We start from the raw sequence: 18613 nt of genomic DNA, 5'->3' as shown, positions 1-18613 counted from the left end.
AACCGAGGATGAAAGCGGGAGAAACATAACAATGGCTCACGCCGTAAGAAATAACGTTACTAAAAGGTATCTTAATATGAACATAATGAATCATCTACTTTATACTGCTAGGCGTATTTCTTTCGTCTCCATTTTTCTTTCATTCTTTTTTAGTGCTGGTGCCCTAGCAAGCCAATGGACATCTTTTTCGTACAGTAATAGTGGGTTTGCTCAAAGTAGCTGCTCTTCACTTACAGAAGTGCAATTGCATGGTTGTTTCTGGTCTGCTGATGGCGTTTATTCAAAGTCCTATGGGGATCCGATAGTTCTTACGCATACGTCTGGTCAACAATATAATGCTCAGTGGGTTGGGATATCTGGCTCTATGCGTGGTGGGTGGTTGCACCAGCGCGGCAGAAATAACAATGACTGGGACGGCCTCTGTAACAGTGTGACTTGTGCTCCGGGCCTAATCATAGGGTATCCGTCGGGCTCCTCAGTTATCATAAATCCTAATCGTGGTTGTAGTATGCAGGGAATTCAATGCGACCAGATGTACTTCTATACAGACATTGCAAGCACAGGGTCTTGCTCGCTGGTGGCGGGTTCTGTTAATAATAACGAACTCTGTGATATCTCCGTAAACGTTGGCTCTCCAACTTGGGTGCTCGTAGTCGATGGACCGGCTGGTACTTACTCATATCCCGGCGGGAGCTCGGTACCATCATCTATCCTCTTTCCTGTCGGAACGGAAATACCGGTATTTTGGGCAACGATGGGTGGCAAGCAGTCTGGAGGAATACCTACAGTGGCCTTAGCAGCGAAAAACAACACAGGAGATATTGTTATCGCTGATGTGGAGTTGGTATTAACAACCTGTGAATTCGATATGCCCGATATTGACTTTGGACAAATCTCTGCCGGCACCACACAAGAAGAAAGACAAGAATACTTTTCATCTGTGTGTTCTGCACCCGCATCGGTTACTTTGAAGATCACCGATACTTCAGGGAGAACTGGTCCCTACACCTTTGCTGGGGGAGCACTATCAGTGATATTTCCTAGCAGTGGATCTCCGAGTTATACCTTCACTGTACCAGGGGGCGTAACTGACACTACACGGGTTAATGCTATACTTTCAGGTGAGACAGTCAGTGGAACGTATGATTTGCCTATGGTAGTGACCGCAGAATACAATTAAATAAATCTAATTATCCGCCTCCTTTCTGAGTTTACATGTAAAAGGGAGGCAGATAATTAGATATGGGAATTTAAAAATTTATTGAGTTACTTCATTTCATCAATAGCGATTACATGGGACTCTAAACTCTTTAAAACCTTCTCACTGTGGGATTCAGAGCATTTTTTATTACTGGCATGCCATTGCCGTGCGATTGTTTCAAAAGAGAGATTAGCTTCTGAGGTCGCTTTAGCCACACGCTTTTGTTCACATAGATCAATGCCGTCAGCAATCAACTTCTGGCTTCATCACATTTTAGTCTAGCTTCCAATAAAGAGACATCAGGGTATAAACCTTGGGCTAAGGTTTTCTCTTTGCCTTAATGGCGGTAGCGTAACCGACAGTATTTAGAGCCATTAGTGTGAACCAATAAATGCAAACCTGCACCATCGGTTAATTTATAGGATTTTATATCGGGTTTAGCGATCTGAATTTTAGCTGGCGCTAGAAAGCAAAAACCCGCCACTAGGGCGGGTTCTTTAAATAGTGGTGCCCGGACTCGGAATCGAACCAAGGACACGGGGATTTTCAATCCCCTGCTCTACCGACTGAGCTATCCGGGCAACGGGGCGCATTAAACCGTATTAGGCTGTTCCCGTCAATGCATTTTTTATAAAAAAAACCATTTTCTGACTGAGTGTTTTCTTTTTCGACAAAAAGTGCCTGTTTAACGTGCGAGTGTACGAATTTTAACTTAACGCACCTTTTTTACGGCACAGGGCGATAGCCAAAATATCCTCAGAAAGCTGTTGAGCAATTTCCACATCACGAATATCGCGATTGACCAACAAGCGATTTAAGCAACCTTCCAAGACCAACTCCATCTGATTGGCGACGAGTTCTGCATCTTCAATATCTAGCTCATCAAGCAACTGCTTAGTAAAGCTGAATGAGTTGGATTTTTGCAGGCGGCTTAATTGGTGGATGGGGTGCTCTGGGTCTGGATAGTAGTTACAGGCGGAAATAAACAGGCAGCCAGGGAAACGCCCTTCACGGACTTTTTCTGCCAGTTGTTGATAACGAGCCATGAGTTTTAATTGTGGGCTGAGTTGCTCATCTAATAAGGTTTGGCGCTGCCACACTTCAATTTGCTGTCCGTGATAGCGTAGAGAATCATAAACGAGTGCTTCATCATCAGGCCAAAACTGGCGTAAGGTCGTAAAATCGGATTCAATTTCAGTGAGTAAACTTTCTGTCGAGGCGGATAACCCTTGTTTCTCTAACTGGTTTAACGCATGGCTCAAAATAGTGTCGCGCTGGATACTCATCGTTATCTCCATCACAAGATTTGCTAATTTTTCCATCATAGCAATGTTCAAAGTTGATTTATAGGCGTTGATTTTGTCACAGGTATGAGGGGGATTGAGAGGAATTATGGGGAAGTCAGAGAGAAGAGGTAGAGAGGCGTTACCCTCTCTATACCTAACGAGTTGTTTAGTAAAATTAATTTCTAGTTAAACAACTTTTTCTCCATATCAATATCGATATGATAAAAATTGAAAATATTTTGTAGGAACTCATCAATGTCGTGCTTTTTTAATTCTAAAGCATGCAAAATTCCCAAAAGATTTTGAATAGTAATCGCATTGACACCTCGCTCATAGCGAGAAATCTGTTGCTGGCTGATGCTTAAACGAGAAGCGAGTTCAGCGCCGGTTAGCCCAACAACTTTACGTCGTCGTTTAAGAAATGAACCAATGTAATTGGATACTTCATAGTTATCGAATTGTTGATTAGCTAGCATGATCCCTCCATGCGAGTTTTATTGAGATAATAGTATTCAAAGATAATTAAATATTATTATCTTTAATTGGCGAGAGTAATCGAAAATTGACTGGATCAATTTAGGAGTATTTAACCGCTAAGTTAAATTAATTACCAATATTTATGACGGATTGATAGGCTGTTTTCGATAGTTAATAGCTATTTTAATAACTCAGTTAGAGAGTAAGGCTGTAAGAGGTTGTGGGTTTTGTATTCGATTATTTCAATTTAAATGGTTTAATAATCTAGTTTTATGGGGTTTGAGTGATTTTTATGGCGAAAATTGCTGAGTTATTTTTTACGAAAATAACGCAAAAAATAATAATAAAGTATTAATTAGGTAATGGGTTGTTACACTTATATATATATTATTCATAAATATGTTTCGAGAGAAAGATTTATATTTACTTCGTCATAAATATACAGATTTGTTTATTGATTATCGGCATTATTTTAAATATTTTATAGAAATAAAGATAAATATTACACAGTGCAAATAAGGAATGCGGATTAATGAAAATTATCATTGCACCTGACTCTTTTAAAGAGAGCATGAGCGCCGAGCTTGCGGCTCAATCAGTCATAAAAGGCTTTAAACGCGTGTTTCCTGACGCAGAATATATTTCACTGCCAGTCGCTGACGGTGGGGAGGGAACGGTGGATGCGCTAGTCGCTGCGCAGCAAGGCAAAAAAATATCAGCAACTGTGTCCGATCCCTTAGGCTTCCCTGTGATGGCTTATTATGGATTATTAGCCGAAAGCAAGACGGCGGTGATTGAAATGGCGCAAGCCAGTGGGTTGATGTTAGTGCCTATAGCCAAGCGAAATCCGATGCTGACGAACAGCTATGGAACAGGAGAATTAATCGCTAATGCCCTTACTCAAGGTGTTGAGCGGATTATTTTAGGGATTGGCGGCAGCGCCACCGTGGATGGCGGTGTCGGTATGTTACAGGCGCTGGGTGTCCGGTTTTATGATAAAAACCACCAATTGCTGGGGAATACGGGTAATATCCTTTTGCAGATAGCGCATATTGATATTCAGCAACTTGACCCGCGTTTATCCCAGTGCAAAATCGATATTGCTTGTGATGTGACTAACCCATTAGTGGGAAAACAAGGTTCCGCCGCTATTTTTGGTCCCCAAAAAGGGGCAACGCCAGAAATGGTGTCTGAGTTGGACAACGGATTAACCCAGTTTGCGGCGCTTCTTCAACAGTTAACGGGAACTGATTATCGTTATCTTGCAGGTGGCGGCGCGGCGGGGGGAATAGCCGTTGCAGCCGCTGCGCTACTCGGCGGTGAGCTTAAATCTGGTATTGAGATTGTGATGGACGCTTTAGCGTTTGAGCAACATTTACAAGATGCCGACTTGGTGATCATCGGAGAAGGGAGCATGGATGGGCAAACCGCCGGCGGAAAAGCACCCATCGGTATTGCGAGACTCGCGGCAAAACATCAGGTTCCGGTTATTGCATTAAGCGGTGTGTTAGGGGATGGAGTGGAAAGGCTGCACCAAGAAGGTGTAACGGCGGTATTTAGCATTCTTCCAAAATTGTCTCCGCTTAGCGAGGCGCTCAATCAGGGGGCTGAAAACTTAGAAAATACAGCATGCAATGTGGCTCGAGTATTGAATATGGGTCGTCACCTTTGAAATAACCGCTTGCCGCCTTTGAAATAAAAGCTAAACGCATTTATTTGATGGAAAATAGACTGACTTATCCAATATTTATTTTATATGCACTTTTTCCGATACCATGATGGCGAGTTATTTGATAAATGAAGGGTTAATAAAGCAATAAACAACAAGAATAGGTAAAAAATGCTTAACCCCAACACGTTTGTGCCACTGAAAATTATTGCTTCTGGCATCGCACTACCTGCACATAAAATTTTGTCGATGGATTTGGATAAACGTCTAAATAAGCCGAACGGTTACGTTGAAAAACGTTCGGGGATCCGCTGGCGCTATCATGCATCCAATACCGATAGCCAAGCTGAATTAGCCGCGGCCGCAATCCATGATGCATTAACTCGCCACCATATTGACCCTGCCTCTGTGGATGCCTTGATTTGCGCATCGGCAATTCCCGTTCAAGCCCTACCTTGTAGCGCAGCCCATATTCTCGCTAGTTCAGCACTTCATTCTGGCATTGCCTGCTTTGATGTTAATGCTAGCTGTGTGAGTTACTTATCGGCATTGCAAATCGCCGGTGGGCTACTCGCTACTAATCAATATCGGCGAATTGCCATTGTCTCTGCGGATATTGCTTCCAGAGGAATTGATTGGGAACATGAGGAATCATCGCTTATTTTTGGGGATGGTGCGGCTTGTACTCTTGTTGAGCGCGGCGATGGGAATAGCGGTATTTTGGCATTTCGTCTGGAAACCTATCCTGAAGGGTTAGACCTTTGTGAGATCAGAGCGGGTGGTACTCGCCGTAATCCGCGCTCAGGTATGGAGCCGAGCGATTTTTTATTCCACATGAAAGGTAAACCGTTATTCAAAATGGCATCAGCTATGGTTGAGGATTTTATGGAGAGAATACTGTCTCAAGCGGGAGTGACCTTAGCGCAGATAGATACTGTGGTTCCCCATCAAGCGAGTCACTTATCCTTGGAACATATGCGCAAACGCCTTGGTGTCACCGCCGAGCAGTTAGTCGATATCTATGCCACACACGGTAACCAAGTGGCGGCATCAATTCCTTCCGCGCTGCATGAAGCCATTATTACCGACCGTTTTTATGGCAAATCCCACGTAATGCTGGTAGGAACCGCAGCTGGTTTGGCGTTATCCGCACTGGTTCTTATACCATGAAAATCTTAGTCACAGGCGCGACCAGCGGGCTTGGGCGCAATGCCACAGAAATCTTGCTACGTGATGGGCATCAGGTGAGAGCTTGCGGGCGTGATTTAGCCATTGGTCAGGAATTAACGGATGCGGGGGCAGTATTCATTCCTGTTGAATTAGCACAGTTGACCCCAGAAACCGCGCGTGAATTGATGGCTGGGTGTCAGGCAATTTGGCACTGTGCCGCACTGTCGGCTCCATGGGGGGAACGTGAAACATTTGAAGCCATCAATTGGCAAGCAACAAAAACCTTGGCGCAGACAGCAGCTGAGCAGGGTATCGAGCGGTTTGTACATATCTCCACCCCTGCAATCTATTTTAATTTTACTCATCAGCACAATATTTTCGAATCAACGAGCAACACGCAATTTGCTAACGATTATGCCCGCACCAAATTTCTGGCAGAGCAGGAAATTGCCAAGATAGTGCCGAATTATCCTTCAACCACCTTTGTGATTTTGCGCCCTCGTGGATTATTTGGCCCCCATGACCGTGTGCTTTTACCACGGTTAATGGCTCAAGTTCGCGCGCGTCATGGAAAACTTATTTTACCCGGTGGTGGGCAGAATGCTTTTGATTTGACCTACGTCGAAAACGTGGTGGATGCCATGATGTTGGCAACCCAAAAGCCGTTAAAAAGCGGCTCGATATTTAATATTACCAACCAAGATCCTCAGCCACTAGCGACAACATTACGTGCGCTATTTGCCCAAACGGGGACTGAATGCCAGATTAAATCTGCCCCTTATTCGCTATTATATGGCGTAGCATTCTGCTTAGAAAAATTGGCGATTATGCAGCGAAAAGAGCCGTTATTAACCCGTTATAGCCTCGGCGCTGCTTATTTTACGATGATTTTAAACAATGAACGCGCTCAGCAGGAACTCGGTTACATCCCACGCTACTCCATGGCGGAGGGCATAGCACGCACCGCAAAATGGCTTAACGAAAATCAAGAGGGCAAACCATGATGAATATTCGGGTATTTGAAGTAGGATATTGTACTCATCCCGGTTGTGTTGCCCTCAAAGGTGCCAGTATGAAAGCGTGTAAATTCCCTGCGCGGGCATGGCTGATTGAGGGGCATGGTCAGCGCTGGCTATTTGATACGGGGTATGCAGACCACTTTTATGACCACACCCGTGAAGGGATTATTCGGTTATATCGTGCGGTTACACCTGTCTATTTTGATACCAAGGATGCTCTCGTTTCTCAGCTCAAGGCGGATGGCATCACGCCCGCTGATATTACAGGGGTGATTATTTCCCATTTCCATGGTGACCATATTGCAGGGCTACGGGATTTCCCTTCTGTACCGCTGATCTGTTCGGGGGAAGGGTGGCAAAAAACGCGCAATCTAACTGGATTTTCCGCATTACGTAAAGCCTTTGTGCGCGGATTGATCCCTGAAGATTTCGAAGAAAGAGCACGGTTTTATGAAGGCTTTGAGCGTATTGCGCTGCCAGAAGCCTTAGCCGAATTAGGATTTGGCTACGCAATAAACCCAGAAAAAACCTTAATTGCCGTGCCCTTACCGGGTCATGCCGCGGGGCATACTGGATTATGTGTGGCGACGGATGGCGGCTGGATCTTGCTGGCGGGGGATGCAGCGTGGTCGCCAACGAATTACCGAGAATTGCGCGGGCCGATGGCGGTGGCGAATCTGATTATGGATGACCGCCAAGCCTATTACGACACGCTCAATAAATTGCATCAGATTGATAAACGCCAGATACCAATCCAACTGTGTCATGAGGGCGAGCTGTGAAACTGCTGAAAATTCTGTGGTATTACTGGCAGGCTCGCCGACTGCGCTTTACGGATAGTGCAGCGCTAGAGCGATATCAACAGCGAAAATTATCAGCATTTACGCACCGTTTCTTACGGCGCAGTCCCTATTTTTCTGCATATTGTGAGCAAGCGCTTACTCAGTGGCCTGTGATGAACAAAGCCTTGATGATGCAGCATTTTGACCGCATGAATACCCAAGGGCTGAAAGTGGATGAGCTGCTTGCTTGCGCAAAGCAGAGCGAATCTTCTCGTGATTTCTCCCCAACAGTGGGGAAATTCAGTGTGGGATTATCGTCTGGGACATCAGGAAAGCGGGGTGTGTTTGTCGTCAGCCCAAATGAGCAAGCCCGCTGGTCGGGAACCATGCTCGCTAAGATGCTGCCGGATGGACTATTTGCTGGAGAGCGTGTTGCACTGTTTCTACGTGCAAACAATAACTTATATGAAAGTGTGAATAACCGCTGGCTCTCATTTCAGTTTTACGACTTGTTGGGAGATTTCGATGAGCATCTTGCTGCGCTTAATGAATGGCAGCCTACCATTATTGTTGCGCCTGCTCAGGTGCTGGTGGAAATTGCAAAGCGCCAGCAGCGAAATGAGTGCTCACTAACCCCAAAAAGGGTGATATCAGTGGCGGAAGTGCTAAATGCAGATGATAAAGCCCAGCTAAAAACCATTTTTGCAGATGTGGGCGAAGTGTACCAAGCGACGGAAGGTTTTCTTGGCTGCACCTGCCCTCATGGCACATTGCATCTGAATGAAGCTTTTTTGCATATTGAAAAACAGTGGATTGATGAACGCCGTTTTTCACCGATTATCACCGATTTTACGCGGCAAACTCAGCCTATAGTGCGTTATCAACTCGATGATATCTTGGTCGTTAGGGAGACCCCATGCCCTTGCGGCGATGCGCAAATAGCCATTGAATGCATTGAAGGGCGCAGCGATGATCAATTGGTGTTAACCAATCAACAAGGTGAACCAATAACCCTGTTTGCGGACGCCTGTAACCGAGTGATGTGCAATACTCTACCGACGGAAACAGATTACCGACTTCATCAACAAGGGCAGTTATTTACTTTATCCGCGGATTGTGAAGAAGCGGTGCTATTAGGATGTAAGCAAGCACTAACTGACTACTTTGAACTGCAAGGTGCAGTGACTGAGCACCTTCAATGGCAACTCAACACCGACTTGCCTGTGACAGTGATGGCAATTAAGCGCCGGCGGATCACGCGGGAGGCGGTATGACAATGTCGATGTCAGCGTGGCAGCGCGTGGGGTATTTACTATTAGGTTGGGGGTGCGTTGGGGTTATCTACTCATTGACGGGGCATATTTATTCCTCTGCACACGTTATTTCCCCCACGATGATTGATGATGCAATCGGTTATTCACCAAACGCAGTATGGCTCTATCTCTCTTTTTTTCTTTTTATTCCTTGTGGTTATCTGCTGAGTAACGCAGAAAAAGTGAAGCCGTTAATGTGGCAGATGATCCTCTGTGCGGTGCTATCTGGCTTAGTGTATTTGATTTATCCAACTACAGCAGAATTCCCTCAAAATATAGGGAGCGGGTTGACTCAGCAGGCACTGTCTGGGTTATTGCAAGTGGATACCTCACAAAATATGCTGCCTTCGCTCCATGTATCGTTGACGTTAATTGCATGGGGGGCTTTGTGTCGAAAAGGTCAATTTTTGAGAAACCTCTTGTGGCTATTGTGGGCGTTGATGATTATTTTTTCTGTCTTAATGCTGAAGCGGCACCTGTTTATTGATGTGGTTGGCGGCGCGGCTTGTGCGTGGATAGCGACAACGGTTGTTCGTTTACTGACGTTTCGCTTATTGGCGGTTAATCCGTCACGGAGAGTGCGATGAATGAACTGACATTTCCCATTATCTTTATGGTGTTGATTGTGATGGTGGAAGCGCTGATTATAGCCCGCCAAAAGCGCGTTTCATTCAGCTGGCAAGATGTGGTGTTTAACCTTAATTCTGGGCATATCATGCTGTGGCTGTTCCGTGGGTTAGAACTATTTTGCTACGGTTTTGTGGTCACGCATTTTTCTTTTGGCCTTACCGATAGCTGGCCAACGTGGCTGGTATGGTTGTTTACGTTATTGGCTTGGGATTTAGGTTTCTATTGGCTTCATCGTTTGCACCATCGTTACCGCCTTCTGTGGGCAGTGCATGTGGTGCACCATCAAGGGGAGCATTTTAATCTCTCGTTAGGAGTACGTAATTCGTGGTATTCCTCACTCACCTCTATTCCTTTCTTTCTGTTATTGGCCTTGATGGGGGTGCCGCTCACCGTCTTTATGACGGTATCTGTGCTTCATTACACCATTCAATTTTTTAACCACAGTGGGTTAATTCCCCGTTTTAAATGGTTGGAAGCGTGGATGGTGACACCGCATCATCATCGGGTTCACCATATTAAAACGGGCGGGTACGCCAATCGTAACTTTGGCGGTAGCTTTATTATTTGGGACAAGCTATTTGGGACGTTTTCACAATCTCCTGAAACGCCCCATCAATACGGTATTGGCGGTGAGGCTGCTACCGAAAATCCGCTGATAGACAGTAATCGCCCATTTTTGCGTATTTTTGGCGTGAAAAAAGCGAATAAACCGATGCATTCACCTCGTTATCACATCGGAAAAATGGGGCTAGTGGGCGGGACATTGCTGCTGTTCACATTGGTGATTGGCTACGTGTATCGCTATGGGTACGGTTTTAATGGAACGACCCTTGAGCAAGTTGGGTTATTTCTGCTGCTAGCGGCGGGGACTGTCGCGTTGTCTGGCTTATCAAGCGGCTATGGTTGGGGGAAATGGAGCTGGTTTTCGGTTGCCAGCATGACACTGTTATTGATCATCGTTGCAGGCTGGCTAACACCATTCTGGCTGGTGGTGGGTGCGCTGTTATGGCTGCACAGCACTTGTGTGCTAATAGGCATAGGGACAACGCCCGTGGATGGTCGTGATGTACAAGCCTAAGCCATTACCACCCCTCGCTTTTCGCCAGCGGGATGATTTGGCTTTTCACCGTGCATTGCAGCAAGCGGCGAAGGGGTATCTGCAAGAAAAGGGCGATCACCGCTTTGCCGATAGCTGGGTCTATCTCAAGAGTTTGACGCTGATTTTGGTGTGTTTAGGCAGCTACGGGCTGATGCTCAGCTCCCAAGGCGGAATGCTGTTTTTTGTGGGTTATCCGCTGTTTATTTTCTTTGCCTTATTGCTGGCGATTAACATGGTGCACGATGCTTCTCATAACGCCGTTTTTCGGCGAGGGGCGCTTAATAGGATAGTCAATTTCTGGGTAACAATCCCTCTAGGGCTAGACCCCGATTGTTGGCGGGTGCGGCATATTGTTTTTCACCATTCCCATACCAATGTTCGCCATTATGATCTGGATATTGAAGAGAATTTTTTACTGCGCCAAACGCCATACCAACGTTGGTATCCGTTTATGCGTTGGCAGCATTTATATTGGCCGTTGATAGCGGCAATGACCTTTCCCGCGCTGATTTGGGGCTACGATTGGTTTGACCGTTTTCATTTCACCCGCGTGGCTCCAAAAATGCGCCATCAGGGTGCGAAAGGTATTGGGGTATTTTTGCTGAGTAAAATCCTGCATCTTTTCTTAGCCATATTATTACCGTATTGGGTTTTATCCCCTTATGGCATCGGCATTGGCACGTTATTGGGTGTTTATCTGCTTAGCCAAATGTTCGCATCATTTATTTTTGTGGTGCTGATTTTGGGCACTCATTGGGCGAAGGCTACCTTTTATACTGCGCCAGATTCAGGGCGTATGGAGCAAGGGTTTTATACTCATACGTTCTCAACCACCTATGATTGGCAAACCACGCCGAAGTGCCTGACTTACTGGCTCGGCGGGCTGAATTTGCATCTGACGCACCATTTATTCCCCAATTGGCACCACCGACATTACCCAGAGCTTGCTCGTATTATTCAGCAAACCGCCGCGCAATTTGGCATGGATTATCACTGTGTTGATGCCAAAACCTTGTGGCGTTATCAGCAGCGGTTTTTAAAGCGAATGGGGACAGGGGAAGGGGTTAGATAATTTGGTCAGTATAGATATGTCAGCACAGAGATGATTAGTGCAGACATAAAAAAACCGTGACTCGAAAGCCACGGTTTCTCTGTTCCTAAGTCATTACAATTACATTGATGACTACAGGATCATACCGCCGAACAGGAAGCCGAAGGTAACGGCCAATGCCACAGCGATGGTACCCGGAATAAAGAATGGGTGGTTAAAGACGAATTTACCAATGCGAGTTGTACCGGTGTCATCCATTTGTACTGCCGCAACCAGTGTTGGGTAAGTAGGCAGAATGAACAGACCAGATACTGCTGAGAATGAAGCAATAGCCGTTAATGGGCTAACACCTAAAGCCAGTGCCATTGGCATCAGTGCTTTTGCTGTTGCCGCTTGAGAGTACAGAAGCGCAGAACAGAAGAAGAAAATTACCGCTAACATCCATGAATGTTCATGGATGACATCCCCTGCAGTCGCTTTGATCCAATCAATGTTGTGTTGTACGAAAGTATCACCTAACCACGCAACACCTAAGATACAGATACATGCGCTCATACCTGCTTTAAAGGTACTTGAGTTCAGGATTGCATCGGTGTTTACACGGCACAGAACAGTGATTAATGTCGCCACAGTCAGCATGATGATCAGGATAGCGTTAGTGGTGTTCATCAGTGGAGTTGCCACGATCCCTAAACTTGGGCTGTTGATAATTGCGTAGCAAACTACGCTAACAACACCGAGTAAGAATAATAGAACAGACGCTTTAGCACCCGGTTTGATATCTTTCGCTTGGCTACCACGCAGTTCAACTAAGCCTTCAGCTAAACGTTTTTGGTAGATTGGGTCATCAGACAGTTTAGAGTTAAATGTCCAAGAGATAATGAAAGACATCAGGATGATAGCTAAGAACGTTGCTGGCAATAAAATACCTAACAGCGTGATATAGCTAACGGTGTTACCTGCGCCAACCATTGCAGGGTTTTCCATTACCGATGCCATGTAAACAACTGCCGCAGAAATTGGTGATGCTGTAATACCAATCTGAGCTGCAACAACCGCCGTAGACAGTGGACGACATGGTTTCACGCCTTGTTCTTTCGCCACTTCTGCAATAACTGGCAGAGTTGCTAATGAGATATTACCTGTACCTGCAAACAGAGTTAGGAAATAGGTCACCATAGGAGCAAGGATAGTGATGTATTTTGGATTGCGACGCAGCAATTTTTCTGTTTGAGCAACCAAGTAATCCAGACCACCTGCAATTTGCATTGCAGAGATGGCGGCAATAACTGCCATGATGATAGAGATTACGTCAAAAGGAATGGTTCCCGGTTTCACGCCAATTGCAGCGAGTACCAGAACACCAAGGCCACCGGCAAAACCGATACCTATCCCTCCAAGACGGGCCCCTAAAAAAATGGCCAGCAGAACAATGACAAATTCTACGGCTAACATAGTGTTTACTCCTCGACAAAAATGAAAATTATGAAACTGTTATGTTAATTATTTGTGTGTGTATTCATGAAAAAAGGCACGCTATCCGGTGGAAAGTCGTGCCCTTATTCTTAAGAATTATTTATGCTAAACATAAACAATTAGTCGTCAAATCTTTTTGCTTTATATGCTGGATGTTTTAGGTTCTCTACAGAGAAGATATCATCCAATTCTGCTTCGGTCAGCAGTCCACGTTCTAGGACAACTTCACGTACGCTCTTACCTGTTTCAGCACAGATTTTACCCACGATATCACCGTTGTGGTGACCAATGAATGGGTTCAGGTAAGTCACGATGCCGATAGAGTTGAATACAAACGCTTCGCAGATTTCTTTGTTAACAGTAATGCCATTAACGCATTTTTCTACTAAGTTGCGGCATGCATTGCTCATCAGAGAAATGGATTCGAACATCGCTTGACCAATTGCTGGTTCCATTACGTTTAATTGTAATTGACCTGCTTCAGCAGCCATCGTTACGCAGATGTCGTTACCCATAACTTTGAAGCATGCTTGGTTAACAACTTCAGGGATTACTGGGTTAACTTTTGCTGGCATGATAGAAGAACCTGCTTGTAATTCTGGCAGATTAATTTCTTTCAGTGCCGCACGAGGACCAGAGGAAAGTAAACGTAAGTCGTTACAGATTTTAGACAGTTTAACGGCTAAACGTTTCAGACTAGCGTGAACAGTGATGTAAGCACCACAGTCAGAAGTTGCTTCGATTAAGTCTTCTGATGGTACACATGCTAAACCTGTTACTTCAGCTAATTTTTTAACAGCCAGTTCTTGGTAACCAGGGGCTGTGTTCAGGCCAGTACCGATAGCAGTTGCACCTAAGTTAACTTCGAGCAGTAAATCGATGCTACGTTTCAGATTTTTCTCTTCTTCTTTAAGAAGAGTTGCGAAAGCATGGAATTCCTGACCAACAGTCATTGGTACTGCGTCTTGTAATTGAGTACGACCCATTTTCAGGATATCTTTGTACTCTTCTGCTTTGCTTTCAAAACCTTTTTTCAGGTAAGTAACAGAATCGATTAATTTCAGAACAGAGTTATAAACCGCGATACGGAAACCGGTAGGGTATGCATCGTTGGTAGATTGGCTTTTGTTCAGATGGTCATTTGGGTTTAAGAACTCATACTCACCTTTTTTATGACCCATCAGTTCAAGACCGATGTTTGCCAGAACTTCGTTGGTATTCATGTTCAGTGATGTGCCCGCACCACCTTGGAATACGTCAACTGGGAACTGATCCATGCATTTGCCTTCATTCAAAACAACGTCACACGCTTTGATGATGGTATCTGCGATATTACGAGGAATAGTGTGCAGTTCTTTGTTAGCTAGAGCGGCTGCTTTTTTAACCATTACCATGCCGCGAATAAATTCTGGGACATCGTTAATGGTGCGGTCGCTGATATAAAAGTTTTCAATCGCACGCAGAGTATGAACACCATAATAGGCATCAGCTGGAACTTCTTTTTTACCTAACAGGTCTTCTTCGATACGAGTATTGTTTGACATGAGAACCTTCTTAATTAGATTACAGTTACTGTCCGTTTATGCGCTTTTAAAAATATATCCTAAAACTAAACTTCTAGGTGATTACCACCTATTACTCCTTTATCAGTATTATGTTCTACTGACTTATGGGGGGATCATATGCCCTTTATCACCCCATACCTTGAACCTAGATCATTTTATGGATTGATTAGTGCAATAGAATTTATATTGTGTGATTTAAATCACAGATAAGCATCATTAATGATCTTAGTCCATGAGTTGAAAATCACGATCAGAGACCCAATTATTATGGCTATACTAATGAAAAAAGCGAATATGAATAGTAGTCTCTTAGAGATAGTTCACAAAGGTTTTCATTTAGCCCCGAAAAATGCAGTAGCTTATTGATATTAAGGAGTACTTGTGCGCTGGTTACCACTAATTCTGATATGTATTTTGGTGTATATAGAGTCGGTCATTTTTGTCCGAGTTGCGGCTGAAATTGGTGTGTTGATGACATTGATTTTAGTGGTGCTCACATCCTGTTTAGGGGTTTCACTTGTGAAGAACCAAGGGATGAAAAATGTCATGCAAATACAACAAAAATTAATGAGTGGTGAAAGTCCTGCCGCTGAAATGATTAAAAGTGTGGCGTTAGTGTTAGCAGGATTTTTACTGATTGTTCCCGGATTCTTCACTGACTTTATTGGTCTACTTTTATTACTACCACCAGTACAAAAATTATTTGTGATGCGTTTAATCCCGCACATCAAGTTTTACCAACCTGGAAATGGTTTTCAGGGTGGTGGCTATCAAAATGGCAATACCTTTGAAGGTGAGTACCAACGCAAGCAAGATGACCCTTCTTATACTATTGATCGTGAAAGAACTATTGATGGTGAAAGCCATCGTGTTCCTGATGATAAATCTTCAGACTCCAACCAAGATAACCCGCCTAAACCTTAATTCCTTTTGAAATGTGGGGAGATAAATAATAAAAAAATTTATCTCCCACCCCTTGAAGTCTTAGTTATTCATCCCAATCTCCTGAATCATGGTACTGGTGAAGATCATCTTGGTATCGTCCTTTTACTCGTATGGACTTTATTTGTAGGAGAACTATTAATGAACATTCGTCCATTGCATGACCGCGTTATCGTTAAGCGTAAAGAAATCGAATCAAAATCTGCTGGTGGTATCGTTTTAACTGGCAGTGCTGCGGGAAAATCAACTCGTGGTGAAGTTATCGCTGTAGGCCAAGGTCGCATCCTGGAAAATGGTGAAATTAAAGCGCTGGATGTGAAAGTTGGCGACATCGTGATTTTTAACGACGGTTATGGCGTAAAAGCTGAAAAAATCGACAATGAAGAAGTGTTAATCATGTCCGAAAGCGACATCTTAGCAATTGTTGAATAATCATTTTCACTTAAAACTTTCATCAAACGAAAAGAATTTAAAGGAAAGAAATAATGGCAGCTAAAGACGTTAAATTTGGTAATGATGCACGTGCAAAAATGCTTCGTGGTGTCAATGTTCTTGCTGATGCAGTTAAAGTGACTTTAGGCCCTAAAGGTCGTAACGTTGTTTTAGACAAATCTTTTGGCTCACCAGTCATCACTAAAGACGGTGTTTCTGTCGCTCGTGAAATCGAATTAGAAGATAAATTCGAGAACATGGGTGCTCAAATGGTGAAAGAAGTTGCTTCTAAAGCTAACGATGCTGCGGGTGACGGTACAACTACCGCAACAGTTCTGGCTCAATCCATCATCACTGAAGGTCTGAAAGCCGTTGCTGCGGGTATGAACCCAATGGATCTGAAACGTGGTATCGACAAAGCGGTTATCGCAGCTGTTGAAGAACTGAAAACACTGTCAGTTCCATGTTCAGATACTAAATCAATCGCACAGGTTGGTACTATTTCTGCAAACTCTGACGAAACTGTTGGTCGTTTAATCGCAGAAGCAATGGATAAAGTCGGTAAAGAAGGCGTTATCACCGTTGAAGAAGGTACTGGTCTGGAAGACGAATTAGACGTGGTTGAAGGTATGCAGTTTGACCGCGGTTATTTATCGCCTTACTTCATTAACAAACCAGAAACTGGTGTTATTGAACTGGAAAATCCATTCATTCTGTTAGTTGACAAAAAAGTGTCTAACATTCGTGAATTACTTCCAGTATTAGAAGGTGTAGCAAAAGCGAACAAACCACTGCTGATTATTGCTGAAGATGTTGAAGGCGAAGCACTGGCAACATTAGTGGTTAACACTATGCGCGGTATCGTGAAAGTGGCTGCGGTTAAAGCACCTGGTTTCGGTGACCGTCGTAAAGCAATGCTGCAAGACATCGCTATCCTGACTAATGGTACTGTTATCTCTGAAGAGATCGGTATGGAGCTGGAAAAAGCAACGTTAGAAGATTTAGGTCAAGCTAAACGTATCGTTATCAACAAAGACACCACTATCATCATCGATGGTATCGGTGACGAAACTGCAATCGCAGGTCGTGTGACTCAAATTCGTCAACAAATCGAAGAATCTTCTTCTGACTACGACCGTGAAAAACTGCAAGAGCGCGTAGCGAAATTAGCTGGCGGTGTTGCGGTCATTAAAGTGGGCGCAGCAACTGAAGTTGAAATGAAAGAAAAACGTGCTCGTGTTGACGATGCTCTGCATGCAACTCGCGCTGCGGTTGAAGAAGGTGTGGTTGCTGGTGGTGGTACTGCTCTGGTTCGCGTTGCTGCGAAACTGGAAGGTATGAAAGGCGACAATGAAGATCAAACCGTTGGTATTCGTGTTGCACTGCGTGCAATGGAATCACCAATGCGTCAAATCGTCACCAACGCAGGTGAAGAAGCTTCTGTGGTTGTTAACAAAGTTAAAGCAGTTAATGGTAACGAAGGTTACAACGCGGCAACAGATACTTATGGCGACATGATCGAAATGGGTATCCTAGATCCAACTAAAGTAACTCGTTCTGCACTGCAATTCGCTGCATCAATCGCAGGTCTGATGATCACGACTGAAGCAATGATCACTGACTCTCCTAAATCAGATGCACCTGACTTAGGCGCTGCTGGTATGGGCGGCATGGGTGGAATGGGCGGCATGATGTAAGCCAGTAGGCAAACATTGTGCGCCAGTAGTCACTAACTAGTGGCTATCAGCCAAAATAAGACCGGCACCATGAGTTATCTAGTGGTGCCGGTTTTTTTATAGGCACTCAAATTAATGGATTCGTGCTTTGCATTTGTGAGGTTTATTACTTATTTTTGCGTTGAGGTGACTCATCGGGTTATATTTAATCCAAGGTAAAAAATAGTTTAAATAAGTAAAGAACATCACAAGCGTATTGACGGTTTTGTGATAAACTCTGAGCGATTGACAGTCTTTATCAAACCTACTGGGATATCTAGTACGCTAATTCACTGTCATAAAACAGAATTTTGAGTGATTGGAGCGATAAAGGTTCTACAACCAGCTGCAAAAACACAATAAAAAATGAGGGAAAACATGCGAATTAAAGTCTTGCTTGGTGCTGCTGCATTACTAACTTTAGCAGGTTGTACATCAACCAATGATCTGACTGCGGCAGGCTCACAAGTTCGTTTTGTTGAAAATCAACCTGGAAGCGAATGCCAACTTCTTGGTCAAGTCGCTGGAACTCAAAGCAACTGGTTGAGCGGCGTGAATAACGAATCTAGCTCCATGCGCGGCGCTGCAAATGATTTACGTAACAAAGCTGCAGCGATGGGTGGTAACGTGATTTTTGGTGCTTCAAGCCCAAGCGAAACTGTCCTATCTAGCTTTGTTCCTGTTGATAGCAAAATGATTGGCCAAGTTTATAAGTGCCAATAATAATGTATCAATAAGACCCGCTTAATCAGTTAAGCGGGTTTTTTTATGCCTATAAACTGTTAT

Annotated in this window: 17 protein-coding genes, 1 tRNA gene and 1 pseudogene; 13 read left to right on the top strand and 6 right to left on the bottom strand. The window is 44.2% G+C overall.

The features are described from left to right. Positions 1 to 508: 508 nt before the first annotated feature. Positions 509 to 1180, top strand: coding sequence for a hypothetical protein (locus LDO73_RS15455; RefSeq protein WP_224059196.1), 672 nt, complete (start codon positions 509 to 511; stop codon positions 1178 to 1180). 110 nt (positions 1181 to 1290) lie between these two features. On the opposite strand, the pseudogene LDO73_RS15450 reads toward LDO73_RS15455, so the two are convergent. The 4 genes and pseudogenes from LDO73_RS15450 to LDO73_RS15435 form a co-directional block, all read right to left on the bottom strand. Continuing rightward, a pseudogene (locus LDO73_RS15450) lies at positions 1291 to 1685 on the bottom strand (Arm DNA-binding domain-containing protein); the annotation flags it as partial. Between the two features lie 21 nt (positions 1686 to 1706). Then, positions 1707 to 1782, bottom strand: a tRNA-Phe gene (locus LDO73_RS15445). Between the two features lie 126 nt (positions 1783 to 1908). Continuing rightward, the gene (dicD, locus tag LDO73_RS15440) at positions 1909 to 2481 is read right to left on the bottom strand and encodes a division control transcriptional repressor DicD (RefSeq protein ID WP_423810895.1); all 573 of its coding nucleotides are present in this window, start codon (positions 2479 to 2481) and stop codon (positions 1909 to 1911) included. A 188-nt stretch (positions 2482 to 2669) separates the two neighbouring features. Continuing rightward, on the bottom strand, positions 2670 to 2963 hold the full coding sequence (locus LDO73_RS15435) for a helix-turn-helix domain-containing protein (RefSeq protein WP_224059194.1): 294 nt from the start codon (positions 2961 to 2963) through the stop codon (positions 2670 to 2672). A 533-nt stretch (positions 2964 to 3496) separates the two neighbouring features. Here LDO73_RS15435 and LDO73_RS15430 point away from each other — a divergent pair. From LDO73_RS15430 to LDO73_RS15395, 8 genes are all read left to right on the top strand, one after another. After that, positions 3497 to 4636, top strand: coding sequence for a glycerate kinase (locus LDO73_RS15430; RefSeq protein WP_224059193.1), 1140 nt, complete (start codon positions 3497 to 3499; stop codon positions 4634 to 4636). A 168-nt stretch (positions 4637 to 4804) separates the two neighbouring features. Next, entirely contained in the window at positions 4805 to 5803 is a 999-nt protein-coding gene (locus LDO73_RS15425; RefSeq protein ID WP_224059192.1) for a 3-oxoacyl-[acyl-carrier-protein] synthase III C-terminal domain-containing protein, read from the top strand. Next, entirely contained in the window at positions 5800 to 6807 is a 1008-nt protein-coding gene (locus LDO73_RS15420) for an NAD-dependent epimerase/dehydratase family protein (RefSeq protein ID WP_224059191.1), read from the top strand. The genes LDO73_RS15425 and LDO73_RS15420 overlap by 4 nt, the downstream gene beginning before the upstream one ends. Continuing rightward, positions 6804 to 7604, top strand: coding sequence for an MBL fold metallo-hydrolase (locus LDO73_RS15415; RefSeq protein WP_224059190.1), 801 nt, complete (start codon positions 6804 to 6806; stop codon positions 7602 to 7604). The genes LDO73_RS15420 and LDO73_RS15415 overlap by 4 nt, the downstream gene beginning before the upstream one ends. Next, complete coding sequence (locus tag LDO73_RS15410) at positions 7601 to 8878, top strand: F390 synthetase-related protein (protein WP_224059188.1); 1278 nt, start codon at positions 7601 to 7603, stop codon at positions 8876 to 8878. Before LDO73_RS15415 ends, LDO73_RS15410 begins: the two co-directional genes overlap by 4 nt. Before the next feature lie 2 nt (positions 8879 to 8880). Next, positions 8881 to 9504 (top strand): phosphatase PAP2 family protein, encoded by a 624-nt coding sequence (locus LDO73_RS15405; protein ID WP_224059186.1) that lies wholly within the window; start codon positions 8881 to 8883, stop codon positions 9502 to 9504. Continuing rightward, a complete protein-coding gene (locus tag LDO73_RS15400; RefSeq protein WP_224059184.1) occupies positions 9501 to 10625 on the top strand; it encodes a sterol desaturase family protein in 1125 nt (374 codons plus the stop codon). Before LDO73_RS15405 ends, LDO73_RS15400 begins: the two co-directional genes overlap by 4 nt. Beyond that, positions 10612 to 11718 (top strand): fatty acid desaturase family protein, encoded by a 1107-nt coding sequence (locus LDO73_RS15395; protein WP_224059182.1) that lies wholly within the window; start codon positions 10612 to 10614, stop codon positions 11716 to 11718. The genes LDO73_RS15400 and LDO73_RS15395 overlap by 14 nt, the downstream gene beginning before the upstream one ends. A gap of 111 nt (positions 11719 to 11829) precedes the next feature. Here LDO73_RS15395 and LDO73_RS15390 read toward each other — a convergent pair whose 3' ends face one another. Beyond that, entirely contained in the window at positions 11830 to 13152 is a 1323-nt protein-coding gene (locus tag LDO73_RS15390; RefSeq protein WP_224059180.1) for an anaerobic C4-dicarboxylate transporter, read from the bottom strand. A 140-nt stretch (positions 13153 to 13292) separates the two neighbouring features. Beyond that, positions 13293 to 14717, bottom strand: coding sequence for an aspartate ammonia-lyase (gene aspA / locus LDO73_RS15385; protein ID WP_224059178.1), 1425 nt, complete (start codon positions 14715 to 14717; stop codon positions 13293 to 13295). A gap of 402 nt (positions 14718 to 15119) precedes the next feature. Between aspA and LDO73_RS15380 the strand changes: the two genes are divergently transcribed. The 4 genes from LDO73_RS15380 to LDO73_RS15365 all read left to right on the top strand — a co-directional run bounded on the left by LDO73_RS15380 (position 15120) and on the right by LDO73_RS15365 (position 18550). Further along, positions 15120 to 15662: an FxsA family protein gene (locus LDO73_RS15380; RefSeq protein ID WP_036955943.1), complete on the top strand. Its 543-nt coding sequence runs from the start codon at positions 15120 to 15122 to the stop codon at positions 15660 to 15662. Positions 15663 to 15821: 159 nt separating this feature from the next. Beyond that, the gene (locus tag LDO73_RS15375) at positions 15822 to 16112 is read left to right on the top strand and encodes a co-chaperone GroES (protein ID WP_006814338.1); all 291 of its coding nucleotides are present in this window, start codon (positions 15822 to 15824) and stop codon (positions 16110 to 16112) included. Between the two features lie 53 nt (positions 16113 to 16165). Then, positions 16166 to 17809, top strand: coding sequence for a chaperonin GroEL (gene groL / locus LDO73_RS15370; protein ID WP_224059176.1), 1644 nt, complete (start codon positions 16166 to 16168; stop codon positions 17807 to 17809). Between the two features lie 396 nt (positions 17810 to 18205). Next, a complete protein-coding gene (locus LDO73_RS15365; RefSeq protein ID WP_282560663.1) occupies positions 18206 to 18550 on the top strand; it encodes a DUF4156 domain-containing protein in 345 nt (114 codons plus the stop codon). Positions 18551 to 18613: the final 63 nt, after the last annotated feature.

It is taken from the genome of Providencia alcalifaciens (assembly GCF_915403165.1).
GTDB lineage: Bacteria > Pseudomonadota > Gammaproteobacteria > Enterobacterales > Enterobacteriaceae > Providencia > Providencia alcalifaciens_C.
Note: the sequence above shows the minus strand (reverse complement) of the source record. Positions and strands in the feature narration are given on the sequence as shown.